Consider the following 14,753-nt stretch of genomic DNA (forward strand, 5'->3'; position numbering starts at 1 on the left):
CATTAAATTTTTCGACAAGTTACAATTTATAGCGGATTATTTAAAGGTCTATCTCCGTATCTTTATAACAGTAATAATTAATCTATTCCTCACATGATAAACAGGGTTGAAAAATTAAGCCTCCTATCTGAAATGATTTCGTTTGCAAAAACGGAAAGCAATTTAAAGCCTATTGAATATAATTTTCTTTTAGCGATAGCGAAACAGCTTGATATTTCACGAGAAGATTTTGATTATTTAATAGACCATCCCATAAATTATATTCATTTAGAATCGCATAGTGAACGTATTGTACAGTTCCATAGGTTGGTTTTATTAATGAACATAGATAATGAACACACACCTAAAGAAGTAGCAAAACTTCATAATTACGGATTGCGAATGGGATTGAGTCAGGAATCCATTAGAAAGGTTTTGTATTTAATGGAGAGTTTTCCAAACAAGATAGTTCCGCCAGATGTGTTAATAGACATCTTTAAGGTACAATATAATTAAACCTTAAGTTTCTCTAGCTTTTGCTGATAAGCTTTAATCTCATCTCTAAATTTTGCAGCTTCTAAAAAGTCAAGAGCTTTTGCGGCAACTTCCATGAGTTTGCGCTTTTCTCGAATTTTCTGTTCTAGTTGACTTTTAGTTAGGTATTCGCTTTCTGGTTCAGCAGCTTTTTGAGCTTCTAATTCGAAGCTGTAGGTACTAACCGAATTCTTGGCTAATGCATTATCTAAACTTTTATTAAGGGCTTTAGGCTTTATATTGTTTTCTGTGTTATAGGCTATTTGTTTCTGTCTTCTGTACTCGGTTTCATCAATTGTTTTTTGCATGCTATTGGTAACCTTATCAGCGTACATAATGGCTTTACCATTTAAGTTTCTCGCTGCACGTCCAACAGTTTGGGTAAGCGATCGTGCAGAACGTAAAAATCCTTCTTTATCAGCATCTAAAATAGCAACTAATGATACTTCAGGTAAATCTAAACCTTCACGGAGTAAGTTTACACCGACTAGGACATCAAATAAACCTTTACGTAAGTCTTGCATAATTTCTACGCGTTCAAGAGTATCAACATCACTATGGATGTACCTCACTCGAATTTGAATGCGTGTTAAATACTTTGTCAATTCTTCAGCCATGCGTTTGGTAAGCGTAGTTACCAGAGTGCGCTCGTCTTTTTCAACACGCAGCTGAATTTCTTCAATTAAATCATCTATCTGGTTTAAACTCGGTCTGACTTCTATTTCGGGATCCAATAATCCAGTTGGACGAATGACTTGCTCAACATATACACCATCGGTCTTTTGCAGTTCATAATCAGCTGGAGTAGCACTCACATAAATAACCTGATTTTGTAAGGCCTCAAATTCTTCAAATTTTAAAGGCCTGTTATCCATGGCAGCAGGAAGCCTGAATCCATATTCAACAAGGTTTTCCTTACGGCTTCTATCACCTCCATACATAGCGTGAACCTGTGAAATGGTAACGTGACTTTCATCTACTACCATTAAATAATCATCAGGAAAATAATCCAATAAACAGAATGGTCGCGTTCCTGGCTGTCTTCCATCTAGGTAACGTGAGTAGTTTTCAATACCAGAACAATACCCTAATTCGCGAATCATTTCTAAATCAAACTCTGTACGTTCCTTAAGCCGCTTGGCTTCCAAATGTTTGCCAATATCTTTAAAATAATCGTATTGTTTTACCAAATCATCCTGAATGTCTTTAATAGCGTTTTGAAGTACTTCAGGGGAAGTTACAAACATATTGGCCGGATAGATATTAAGTCTATCATACTTTTCTAAAACTTCATTCGTCTGAACATTGAAAGCCTCAATGTCTTCAATTTCATCACCAAAAAAATGAATACGAAACGCGTGATCATCATAACTTGGAAAAACATCAACCGTATCGCCTTTTATTCTGAAGTTACCATGATTAAATTCAGCTTCGGTTCTTGAATATAGACTTTGTACCAATTGATGTAATAGCTTTGTTCGAGAAATAACCTGATCGCGTTCTAATGATATTACGTTCTTTTGAAATTCAACTGGGTTACCAATACCATATAAACATGACACAGAAGCTACGACCAACACGTCTCGACGACCCGAAAGTAATGATGACGTTGTGCTTAAACGCATTTTTTCAATTTCTTCGTTTATAGAAAGGTCTTTTTCAATGTAAACTCCAGAAACTGGAATGTAAGCCTCAGGCTGGTAATAGTCGTAATAGGATACAAAATATTCGACAGCATTATCCGGAAAAAACTGTTTGAATTCTGAATACAATTGTGCGGCCAATGTTTTATTATGTGCCAAAACTAAAGTTGGCTTTTGAACATTTTGAATAACATTGGCCACTGTAAATGTTTTACCAGAACCCGTAACACCTAATAGGGTTTGATATTTTTCGTTGGAAGAAATACCATCAACCAACTGTGAAATAGCTTGTGGCTGGTCTCCAGTGGGTTTGAAATCAGATTGAATTTTGAATCGCATATTACAAATCTAGTAGAATTAACGTACGAGTGCAAAATGCCCTCGAAATTCTTTACCATTAGGTAGAATGGCCAAATACCAATAATCTGCACTGGTCAGGTTCTGCCCATTTAGTTGGCCGTCCCAACCGTAATCATTGCCATCAATTTCCTTTAATAACTTTCCGTAGCGGTCAAAAATAAGCACACGCATTCCTGCATTTTTTTGGCTGACACCTAGTGGTTGCCAAGTATCGTTATCTCCATCTCCGTTTGGTGTAAAGAATTTAGGGAATCCTAAAATAGCAGTTTCTTCGGTAACAATACCGCAACCATTTTTATCTCTAACGTAAACGGTGTAAAAACCAGGAGGTAGAAAAGTAAAGCTATTGTTTTCTTGATACCTAACACCATCTAATGCGTACTCATAGTCACCTTCACCCTCTACTGTTATTGTTATTGAATTGTTATAAGAAGCTTCTTCAACAGCTATGTTTGTAATTATAGCTAGATTGGAAGCCTCAACCACGATAGATCGAGAGGTACTGCAACCTGACGGATGCATTACTGTTACGGAATAGTTTCCCACCTCATTAATTGCAATTCGGGAGTTATTGATGTTTAGGCTAGTGCCATTTCTAAACCATTCATACGTAAAACTATTAGGGTTACCATTTGTTACACCAGCATTTAAGTTTATGGTACTCGGGGAACTATTTAGACAGTAGAACAGGCTTTCATCGGGTTCTAATTCAGGTATAGGATTCACAACTAAATCAATGGTACTATAGGCGTAGCAGTTTCCATTATTGGTTATTTGAACCCATAAGGTTTGCTGATTTGGATTTGAGTTTTCAAACGATCCTGAAATTGGGTTTGCCTGATTAATTAAATCAGTTTCAGATTCATATAATGTAATACTTGATCCTGTTGGAACATTATTTTGAGATTGGATAAAACTACTTATTTCAGAAACATAGAATGTTATGTAACCATCGTTGTTATCGTCACAGGTTTCAAAATCGGGTAACGTAACCGAATTGTTTGAAATGTCTAATAGGACTTCTGCTATAGAGAAACAACCATTCCGGTTTTCAACTCTAGCAAAAACAGTTTGCAAAATGCTTGTATTAGAATAAGAATTAGAATTTGGAATTGGGTTATTGTTTTGATTGGCATCAGTCAACAACTCAAAAAAGTTGACAACATTTAACGTGTTGTCTCCTAATGTTATGTCATTTACAGTGTCGAATAAATTATAGGTGGTGTAACCGTCCAAGTCTATATCGCAATTGATAAGTGTTGTATTTGAAACTGTTGGATCAGGTGAATACTCTATAACGACTTCACCATAAAACGTGCAATTTATGCCATTGTATAGCTCTAAACTGTAAGTGCCTGGTGCACTCACTTGTAATGTCGGGTTTGTTTCACCTATTAGTTCAACTCCATCTTTAAACCATGTATAGGTTGCATTGGCAGAGCCAGGAACACTGCTGGTTAACGTATAAATATCGTTTTCGCAAAGCGCATTGTCGTTGGCAATTAATCTATTAGGTCCTAAATCTGTGGATAATTGAAAACTACCAGCCTCTAAAAATACAGCAGAATCATAACGGTAGTTAATATGGTCTGCAATCACCAATTTTACATGATACGTAACATTGGGTAAAACATTTGCAACGGCTCGTAATACTTTTGTTTGTCCATTAAAATTAATGGGAGCATTGGTATCATTCCAACTGCCAAAATAACTTTCGTTAATAGGGTCGCATCCACTATTTCCAGGTATCCCAGAATGCACTGTAGTGACTTTAATAGGTGTTGTTGTGTCTGGAACTAACGCAATATTTTCATACTCTTGCTGATTGGTTGGCCGAATGAGAAATCCAAATAAATCAGAATATTGGCAGGTATTGCTATTACCTTCTTGATATTCCTCTGAAGCAAATACATACCTAAAACTTATTTGTGAAGCATAGTTAGACAGAAAATCGAATTCTATAATGGTTGCATTTAGTGTTTCCGATTCTTGAAGAACACGCTCTAAATCTTCGTCGCCAATCCAACCTGGTGCATCATCATCACTTAACGAGTCGTTTGGACCTTCAACATTTTGTGAGCGACCCGTACTTAAAACCAAACCATTTGCAAAAGGGAAATTAGAACCCGAAGCATCAAAATATCCATAACTTTCATCATTACCATTAAAGTCTCCGCCAACTACATTTGTGACTACAACATCTGTAATACAATCACTTCCTATTAAAATATCTTCAATAAGCTGTTGTGGTGTATAGCTTTGGGCATCTACTTGGACATTTTGAGACCAAGCAAAAACTGTAGTAAAACAAGTTAGTAGTAATAGAGCTTTCTTCATGCAATACTATTGGAGTGCAAAGATAAGGATAATACTATTTTATAAAATTTAAAATGTGGTTAATGTCTATGAGATTCTAAAATTGAACTTTTAATTGATTCAATCTTCTAAAAGATTTTTACCACTATAACTCATATAACTAACATCTTTAACAGTTCCTGCATACGAAGTTGACCAGATTATTAATTTGTTATGTAATTCAGGATTTTCAATTAACATTTTTTCTGGTAGATTGGTTACAATATATATGCGTTTGTAAAGGCTTAATTCAATGTGTATTTCATAATTCGTTTTTCCTTTGTAATAATCTAAAGGATCGATATAACTAATTGAATCTTTGTTAACTAGTTTACCTAAATTGTATAAACTTATATAATCAAGAGTCTTATAATCTATTCTGAAAGAATAATTATCACTTTGAAATCTCTTATCATCACTTTTTGTGTCGAAATACGCTTTATAGCCTAATACATCGTGCCTGAAATTCTTATTATTAATGAAAATGTAAATTTCATCAAATGCCGTTTTATAATTTTGTGCGTTTGAATCAACATTAATAATTAATAATAGTAGAAATATTATTGTACTTCTCATTTGTTTTACAAGTTGAACTTCTAAAATAGCAATTTAATTTTAAATATAAATTAGTGAGTAGAATTTAATCTTTCAACAGTATTTAACGCTTTAACGTAAAATGTCGCCTGACTTCAAATTGTTTGTCTCCTTTTTTAACATTGGCGACAAACCAATAGTCGTTGGTTGGCATGGGTCTTCCGTTATATGAGCCATCCCAACCTTGCGATGTATGCCTTAAGGTTTTGATAAGCTTACCATAACGGTCGTAAATATATACTATGGTTCCTACTAATTGATCTACTCCTGTAATGTGCCAGGTATCGTTTTGCCCATCGTTATTAGGTGTAAAAAATAAAGGCGCATCAATTATTACAATGTCTTTTATTGCCGATGCGCATCCGTTTAAATCGTAAACTTCAATAGTATGAGGACCTAAAGTCACATTATAAAACGTGTTTGATTCTTGAGGTGGTCCACCATCTAGAATATAAACATAGTTGCCAATACCACTAATGGTAACGGTTATATTATTAGGATCTGAAAAATCTATGGTTTCTGTGAATTCTATGGTAGCCTGTTCTGATTCAATGACGTTAAAAGTTGCTGTTGTGGTACAACCATAAGCTGAAGTAACCGTAACCGAATAAGTACCTATTTGCGTGATTTCAATTTCAGGTGTTGTCTGGTTATTTGACCATAAATAGGAATCTGTGTCAAATCCTGTTTCAGCAGAAACCACTAATGGTAAATTGTCTAGACAAACGGTTTGATCGGGTATGACTACCTCTGGTTTACGCTGAATCAAAGTTATGAAACTTGTTGTTGTAAAACAGCCTGTTGCATTGTTTTCTAAGCGCGCATAAATGGTTTGCTCATGAAACGCTTCGTAGTTTAAATCTATAATTGGATTGACACTATCTGTTGCTTCTTCAAGTAATTCAAAATAAGAAACGGTATAATTATTAGTGTTTAATCCGCCTAAGACAAAAGGTGTTTGTTGCGATAGATTGAAAATTAACAAGGCGTCATAATCATCATCACAGGCTTCCATGTTAGGCGCATTTCCAGCTGAAGGTAATGGATTAACTATTAAATTGAATGATGCAGTAGTAAAGCAACCCGTTAGCGTGTTTTCGGCTCTAACAAAAATAGTATCACTATTTGATGTATAATTGTAGGTGCTATTTAATGGGTTTTGAGCGTTATCGGCATCAGACTGTGAGCTGTAGAAGTTTATGTCTACATTTGTTTGGTTTCCAATTAATGCTTCAATAGTATTATCTAGTTCAAAACTATCAGAATCATTATCACAAGCTTCAAAATTTCCTATGGCATTAATGGTAGGAGGTAAGTTAACTATTAATTCTAAAGGTAAAGCAACATAACAGTTGGAAACTGTATTGGTAACACGAATATAAACGGTTTGTGGATTTGATGTGTTGTTATAATTGTTTGGATTCTGAATTGGGTTTGAATTGGCTTCTAAATCGTCTAAAGATTCATGGTAGCTAACTACAATATCGTTTTGACGCACATCTAGTACCTCAATTTCTGATACTGTTAAATCAAAACCAACCGAACCATCATAATCAGTATCGCATTGCTCCATAGCCGATGCTTGGTTAACAAGCGGCACTTGAATGACGTTGAGTCCAAATTCTGCTATACCATGACAGTAGGTGCCATTTTCAACACGTGCATAAATTTGTTGTGGATTGGTTTGATTGGTAAAGTTTAATGGTATTTCGTTTTCTCCATTTTCGGCATCGTCTAGTGAGATGTAAAACGTAATGTTTAAGTTATCCGGACTACCTTGAGCCATGTCTTGTTCAATTCGCGATAAATCAAATTCTTCTTGACCGTCGTTACTAATATCATCACATAGAAACATATCTAATGGTGCATTGAAAACAGGAATAGAGCCAACTTCAATAACAAATGAGTCTATTCCATAACAGTCTATATCACTTATATTTTCTACTCTGCAAAAAATAGTTTGCGGATTTGAAGTGTTTTGATAGTTACTGTTTTTATCAATGCTATTTGTGCGATTGGCAGCATCGGTTTGTGTTTCAAAGTATAATACGCGTTTTCCACCCTGGCCATTTAAAATTTCGTTATCCTTATCAGAAAATAAGAAATCGGCAACTTGATTGCCATCGGTTTCGCAATTTCTAAAATTGGTAATAGTTGAAAATTCAGGTAAGGTATTGACGATAATTTCAAATGATTCAATAGAAAAGCAACCTGTGGAGTCATTTTCTATTCTCGTATAAATGGTTTGTGTATTTGCTGAATATGTAGTTGTATTGATTATAGCATTTAAGCTATTTTCGGCATCGGTAATTGATGTGTGAAACGATATGTTTAATCCAGAAGTATTGGTAACCATTTCTGATATTTTATTTTCTAGATTTACCATAGTAAAAGCATCTTGATCATCATCACAAACTATAATATCTGTAGCTCGAGTAGTTGTTGGTGCTGGTAATACTTCGATTTCCAATGCTTCCACATCATAACAGTTAGTAGCTGTATTTGTAACCCGAACATAAAGCGTTAAAGGATTTGTTGTATTGGTGTGAAATGGAGGCAATGGATTCACATCATCCAAAGCATCATTTTCATTGAGATAATAACTGACATTGGCATTAGGTATTCCAGTGCTTACAGAGCTATCAAAAACACTTAATTCAATTGAAGTAAAGGTGTCATCATCTGTATCACAATAAGTAATAGGGCTTAATGGTTGAATTATAGTAGCCTCATTAATAATCAAACTTATTTCTGAATCATAAATACAATCAGGATTTTGTATTGAAATAAATAGTTGATGTGGCGAATTGGTTACCTCATATGGTATGGTTTGGTCAATGACATTTGTGTTGTTGTCACGATCATCTTCAGTTTCATAAAAATATACAGTTACATCATTCAATCCGTTGATAATGGTGTTGGCAATATTTTCTAAATTGAATTCAACAATACCGTCATTAGACTCGTCATCGCATCTTGAAAAGTTTCTAATGTTAGTCGCTGTATCTAAAATATTAGTGTGAAGTACAATACTGGCGATTGAAGCACACCCTGTTACATTATCAACAACTCTAATGTAAACGGTTTGAACATTTGGTGTTGTATTTGTATAGTTTTGGAAGTTTCCTATGGGATTATTTCCCGTTTCAGCATCTGTATAGGTTTCATGAAATGATGTGGAAATATTGGTTAAACCTTGTAAAACATCATCAATAACAGCTGATAGGTCAAAAACTTCAAAACCATCATTATCTTGTTCACAGGCGTTAATGGTTTGTGTTTCGTCATTAATATCTGGCGCATCAAGTACAGATATGGTTAATGTTGTTGTATTGATACATCCGGTTAGAATATCAGTAACACTAACGTAAAGCAATTCTGTTTGTGTTGTATTAACGTATGGGGTTGGCACTGGATTTGTGCCAGAATCGGCATCACCTTGAGTATAGTGGTAATTAACCGTGTAGTTGCTATTTCCGTTTGTGATTTCTGAATCTCTTACGGTTAAGTCTATTGTTGTTATGCCATCTGAAACGGTATCGTCACAAACCTCCAAGCGAGTTGGGGGTGTAATTGTTGGCGATGGATTGACTACTAAATTAAACGTAGAAAATGCTAAGCAACCGTTGTCAATATCTTCAACTCTTACATAAATGGTTTGAGGATTTGTGGAATTTTGAATAGGTGATGTAATAGACGATGTGTCATTTTGGGCATCTGTTTGGTTTAAATGGTAGCTAATATTATAGTTTCCAGATGGTACTGCAGCTAAAACATCAGGATCCGTTACAGATAAATCAAATGTTTCAATACCATCATTGCTACTATCATCGCAGATTTCATAATCAGGTATACTACCTGCTGATTGTTCGGAATTTAGAGTTATGTTAATGGTGTCGGTAATCTCACAAGTCGTATTGTTTATAGGAATAGAAACATTAACCGTATAGGTTCCTGAATTATTTACAGTTAGTGTAGGGTTATTTTCACCATTTATAATACTACCATTGTTAAACCATTCATAAGTAGCTAACGGGTTTTGAGTGTCACCGTTAAGTGTAATACTATTAGCACAGGTTGTAACATCAGGACCTAAATTGACAGAAGCATTAAAGCTATTTCCTTCAATAAAAACTGCAGAATCAAAGTTTTCATCGGTTTGATCGGCAATAACGAGTTTTATATGGTACTGTACATTAGGCTGAATGTTTGCACTAGCTGTTAAAACTGTTGTTCTGCCGTTAAAGTTTGTGTCACCTAAATTATAGCCTTCAAAATACTGTTCGTTTTCTGCGTTACAAAATCCTACAATTTCTTCATGAATTGTATTGGTATTAACAGGAATGTTTGTGCCTGGAATTACGGCTATATTAACATAAGGGTCTTGTGTACCAGCTTCTTTTATTAAAAAGGCAAATCCATCGGAATATTCGCATGGATAGTTTGCATAATATTCTTCTGAAGCTAAAATATAATTGAATTGTACTTGGTTGGATACAGATACAAAATCAAATTCTATTGATGTTGCATTTAGTGTATTACTAATACCTAATGCCGTTTCTAAATCAGGATCGGTTAACCAATTTGTTTCCCCATCATTTAAGGTGTTGGCATTTGTAGTGTTACCAGCAGCGTTTGCGCTACCTGTTGATAGCATTATTCCATTTTCAAAAGGAAAAGCAGAGGACGAACGTTCAAAATATCCATAACTGGCAATTTGATTAATACTGCCATTACTATTTGAAGTAATATTAGAAACTTCAACACAACCTAGAACTAGATTATCTTCAATAAGTTGTTGAGCAGAGATGTTGCTATCTATTGTGATTTGCTGTGCTTGTATGTTAGTTTTAAAACAGAATAGGGCAACTAATAAATAGAAAGCAGTGGCGTAGGTAAAGGGATAGTTTACTTTTTCAAATTTTAACAAAGTCCTTATTTTAAGATTTGGGACTGAAAAATAAAGTTATAATGGATAAAACGCAAAAAACATCGATAAAATACATAATATTTTAACATTTAATAGTTTACATAAACCCAACCTGTCCAAGTTTTGTAGTTATTGTCGTTTGGGTACAAGACATAAAAGTAAGTACCTACAGGTACCAATTTATCTAAATTGTTAATACCTCTATTTGTGCGGCCATACCATTTTAAGTTGTTGTTACCTTCAAAAATTAAGGTGCCGAACCTATTATAAATTAAGAGTTTATGATTTTCAAAAATGTCATATAAGCCTTGAATATTGAACCAATCGTTAAAACCATCGTCATTAGGCGTAAAAACTTCTGGAATATAAGGTGGGCAATTTTCCACGGTTAGGTCAAAAATATAATTATCAAAACATATCGTATTTTCTACTCGAATAAATACAGATTGTGGATTAGATCTATTGTCATACATTTCTGGAATACTAATAGCGTTATTTTGATTAAGCAAATCGTCATAAGATTCATAAAAAACCACATCATCAATAGAGTTGTATTCTATATGTTCCAATTGTTCAGTTAAATCAAATTCAGCTGTATCAAACCTCACATCACAAGCTAACAGCGGTTGTAACATAACTATTGGAGGTTCAGGAATAAGCTCCATATCCTGGTAAGTAGAATTGTTTAACTCATTTAACTCAATAACAATTCCGTTTCGAGTTCCATCGTCATCTACTGCTAGTTCTAAAATAAAATTATCTGAAATGCTTTCAGGAATTGTAATACTAATACTTTGTGTTTCAGATCCATCAATAGGAATTGTATTTAATGTTTCAGATTGAGCAACTAGCTCATTGTTTGCGTAAAAAGCAATAGGCGTAAGAGCAGGTAAAACTTCAGTGCAATTAACATTGTAAACTGTATAGTCGCACAAAATATCCCTACTGGCACATTCTAACGTGAAATCGTCTAATTGTACTGTGGCATCTGGTAGTTGACTGTTTAAAACAGTAATGATGTTATTGATTATAATTAAGTCGGCACGCAGAATACCAAATTCGTCAAAATCTCCTGTTGTTAATTTTATTTCTACAGATGTGTCACCAATTTCGATATTGTTTTCAATATTATAAACATCTAAATCGGCATTGTAAAAGGTGGAACTATTTGTAAAGGAATTGGTTCCGTTAAAGGCGTTGTTTCCTAAATTTAATGGCGGATTAGAAATTAAGTTGCCATTTATTAAGAGGGATTCACCAAAGTCTAAAATAGCATCGCCTTCCCAAGCTAAAAAACCAATTTTGGCTCCAGTATTATCTAAAACATTAACATTGTCGAGCGATATAATTAACTCTTGGACATTTCGATTAATGATGTCTAAACCTTGAAACAGATTTATTTGGTTTATAGGTAAATTGGTGTCTTCATAAATTATATAAATACTCCAACCTCCAAAATTTGTGCGGTTTTCGCAATAGCCTTCATTATTGTTTAATGTTTCAGAAATATCTAGGTCAGAGAATGTATATGTGCCATTACCCGTACTTAAAATATAGTCAGTAATATCGGCATAGCACGAGAAATAATTAAGTAAACCCCAAGTTGCATCGTTGTAGTCTACAGTATAAATATTGTCTGCAACAAACTCAGTATTATTAAGTGTTATGGTATCATCGCCAGTACCCGAGCCTGCCCAATACAAGTATGCTGCAATAATTGTTCTATTACTAGCTAAATTTAAATCGGCACTGGATTCTGGTAAGATTTCACAAAAACTTCTATCGATATTGTTTTCGAATTGGTTAAGTGTATTGCCAATTGCCAAATAATCATAACGACCATTAAATTGCTGGAATAACTCTATTTCTTGGCAAAACGCTGTGTTGGATAAAACAACACATAAAACTATATAGATAACCTTACGATACATTCAATAGAAGTTGTTGTATTAAATGTACGACATAAAAACTTAACGTTTTAAGGTAAAGTGATCGCGATATGCTCTTCCATCTTCAAGAATTACTGAAAACCAGTAATCATCTGTTGGCATGCGACTACCATTAAATGTTCCATCCCAACCTTGACTTGCAGGAGAAAGCGACTTTAACAGTTTACCATATCGATCAAAAATATATATTTTAGAATTAGGCTGAAACTGACCCGATATACCTTGTACTTGCCAATAATCGTTCTCGCCATCACCATTTGGTGTAAATATTTTAGGAAAACCAATGATTGAAAATGAGCCTTGGGCAATACCGCAGCCATTTTTATCCTGCACATAAGCTATGTGAATTCCCGGTTCTAGATCGGAAAAACTATTATTGTCTTGATAAGGTCCGTCACTATCATCTACGGCATACTCATAATCTCCTATCCCTGAAGCATTTATTGTGGCTGAATTTCCACTTACAGGTATTGAGTTAATAGTAGCTATTCCTGAAGTGCTAACAGTTACAACTCTTTCTGCAAAACAGCCATCAGGATTTTGAGGTGTAATAGTATTAATAGGTGTTATTCTTACAGTATATACACCTTGGGACTGAACTTCAATTTGATAAGTAGTTTCATTACTATCAAGCCACAAATAATTATAGTTGGATACACTATCCTCTAAAGAGCCCGCATCAATAAATATAGATGCATCAGGGTCATTTATACAGAAGAAAGCCGAATCGGTTTCTTCAATAATTGGACGTTCTGCAACCTGTAACTCCAATTCACTAATACTGTAGCAATCTCCTCTTATGCTATTTTGTAGTCGTACATAAATTATTTGAGGATTAGCTGTATTCGTGTAGGTGTTTACATTAATAATAGGATTAAAAAAGTTTTCAGCATCTGTGAAATCTTCATAGAATGAAATTGCGATGGTATCATCGTCAATTATATCTTGGGGAATAGCAGAAATTAAATCAAATTCAGCTGTCCCATTAGCAACTTCACAACTCACTAAAGGCTCTAGATTAAGTTCTTCAGGTTGCTCCGAGATTATTAGGGTTCTATATACCGTTTGAATTTCACCTTCAGTATCAATTGAAATAGTTACCAAAAACTCACCAGTAGTGGTAAATATATGTGTAGGATTTAAATCGGTTGAGGTATTATTGCCTCCAGATGCAGGATCGCCAAAATCCCAATGAATACTATCAATTATTGTTGAAGTATTTATGGTAAATTCAGTAGTATCTCCATAGCATGTGTTTCTAAATACATTGGTTGCAAAAAAATAGGATTGGATAAAAGGCGGTAAGCCAAAATGGCTACTATTACCACCAAGGTAAACGCCTTCAAACTCAAAATTAGAATCAGCACCACGCTCGTTAGGATTGGCAATAACAGATAAATATTGGCCACCTTCTATGGCAATGTATAGTCTACCATCCAGTGCTTGTTGAACAGCTCCTAATTCTTCACCCACTTCACCAATAATTATATCTGAATTTATAATGGCAGCCTGACTGTTTAATGTTAAATCGTATTGATGCACTTTTGATGTTTCAGAAGCTCTATCAATTTCAGTGACATATAACAAATTACTGTCTGGAGAGAACTCACATCCATATGGTCCAATATTATTTGAATTGTAGTTTGAAATTGTTATCGGATTGGATAAAACTCCAGTTGTAGCATCAAAATCAAAAATTTGCGTTTCACTCAAATCATAAGAGACAACACTTGCAATTTTTTCTCTATTAGGTGAAGCTTTTAAATAACCAATTGTATTATTGATGTCTCCAGTATGGGTTGAACCTACTGCAGAAACTACTGGTGTTGTACTTACTCCGGAGTCAGAAACAAGATAGGCTATATACTCGTTACTCATCCAACGGTGACTGATTACCCATATGCTCCTTCCGTCTGAACTTTCAATAGCAGTGATTTTTTCTGTTGTTGGGTTAGCAAGCAAAACATTTTTATTGTTCGTTACGCCGCCTAAACCACCATCTAAAGTCATATTTACTTCAGAGTAACGCAATCCTCCAGCACCACCTCGGTCGTCCACCGTGAAGATGTAAAAAATATTGTCATCATCTGGTTTCGGTACGATTAAAGCAGATTGGGTGCTGGATTTATCACCTTGTAATCCTGTTCCATTTAGCATGACAGCATTATTTTTATTCCAGACTGTAATGCCATCAGAATAGAACAATAAATTTCCCAGTCTATCAGAAATGCTGGAACATCCTTCGGGAGTGTCAATTAAGGAACCATCAAAAGGGATAGGATATCCAAAGTTAAAGTTTAATCCTGCTCGTACACCAAAAGCCCAATTAGCAGCCTGATTTTGGGCTGTTAGTGTTGCACTTGTTATAACTATAAATGCGATTAGTATATGTTTTAATCTTGTAGCCAA

The 14,753-nt window shown here is 34.6% G+C and carries 7 protein-coding genes; 1 reads left to right on the forward strand and 6 read right to left on the reverse strand.

What is annotated here, in order from left to right:
- Nucleotides 1–93 precede the first annotated feature (93 nt).
- A complete protein-coding gene (locus tag K7G76_RS05300) occupies nt 94–495 on the forward strand; it encodes a TerB family tellurite resistance protein (RefSeq protein ID WP_223033139.1) in 402 nt (133 codons plus the stop codon).
- Here K7G76_RS05300 and uvrB read toward each other — a convergent pair.
- From uvrB to K7G76_RS05330, 6 genes are all read right to left on the reverse strand, one after another.
- Nucleotides 492–2,495 carry an excinuclease ABC subunit UvrB gene (gene uvrB, locus K7G76_RS05305; RefSeq protein WP_223033140.1) on the reverse strand — a complete coding sequence of 668 codons (2,004 nt, stop codon included), beginning with the start codon at nt 2,493–2,495 and terminating at the stop codon, nt 492–494. The genes K7G76_RS05300 and uvrB overlap by 4 nt on opposite strands.
- 18 nt (nt 2,496–2,513) lie before the next feature.
- On the reverse strand, nt 2,514–4,853 hold the full coding sequence (locus K7G76_RS05310; RefSeq protein WP_223033141.1) for a T9SS type B sorting domain-containing protein: 2,340 nt from the start codon (nt 4,851–4,853) through the stop codon (nt 2,514–2,516).
- A 99-nt stretch (nt 4,854–4,952) separates the two neighbouring features.
- Nucleotides 4,953–5,447: a hypothetical protein gene (locus K7G76_RS05315; RefSeq protein ID WP_223033142.1), complete on the reverse strand. Its 495-nt coding sequence runs from the start codon at nt 5,445–5,447 to the stop codon at nt 4,953–4,955.
- Between the two features lie 82 nt (nt 5,448–5,529).
- Entirely contained in the window at nt 5,530–10,395 is a 4,866-nt protein-coding gene (locus tag K7G76_RS05320; RefSeq protein ID WP_255572926.1) for a choice-of-anchor L domain-containing protein, read from the reverse strand.
- A gap of 89 nt (nt 10,396–10,484) precedes the next feature.
- Nucleotides 10,485–12,326, reverse strand: a complete 1,842-nt coding sequence (locus K7G76_RS05325) for a T9SS type B sorting domain-containing protein (protein WP_223033143.1) — start codon at nt 12,324–12,326, stop codon at nt 10,485–10,487.
- A gap of 39 nt (nt 12,327–12,365) precedes the next feature.
- A complete protein-coding gene (locus K7G76_RS05330) occupies nt 12,366–14,753 on the reverse strand; it encodes a T9SS type B sorting domain-containing protein (RefSeq protein ID WP_223033144.1) in 2,388 nt (795 codons plus the stop codon).

Source organism: Hanstruepera marina (genome assembly GCF_019880635.1).
GTDB lineage: Bacteria > Bacteroidota > Bacteroidia > Flavobacteriales > Flavobacteriaceae > Hanstruepera > Hanstruepera marina.

What these genes read in the sequence shown, in the direction of transcription:
- K7G76_RS05310 (WP_223033141.1), bottom strand. Translation starts at nt 4,853, where the DNA reads ATGAAGAAAGCTCTATTACTACTAACTTGTTTTACTACAGTTTTTGCT.
- K7G76_RS05325 (WP_223033143.1), bottom strand. Translation starts at nt 12,326, where the DNA reads ATGTATCGTAAGGTTATCTATATAGTTTTATGTGTTGTTTTATCCAAC.
- uvrB (WP_223033140.1), bottom strand. Translation starts at nt 2,495, where the DNA reads ATGCGATTCAAAATTCAATCTGATTTCAAACCCACTGGAGACCAGCCA.
- K7G76_RS05315 (WP_223033142.1), bottom strand. Translation starts at nt 5,447, where the DNA reads ATGAGAAGTACAATAATATTTCTACTATTATTAATTATTAATGTTGAT.
- K7G76_RS05300 (WP_223033139.1), top strand. Translation starts at nt 94, where the DNA reads ATGATAAACAGGGTTGAAAAATTAAGCCTCCTATCTGAAATGATTTCG.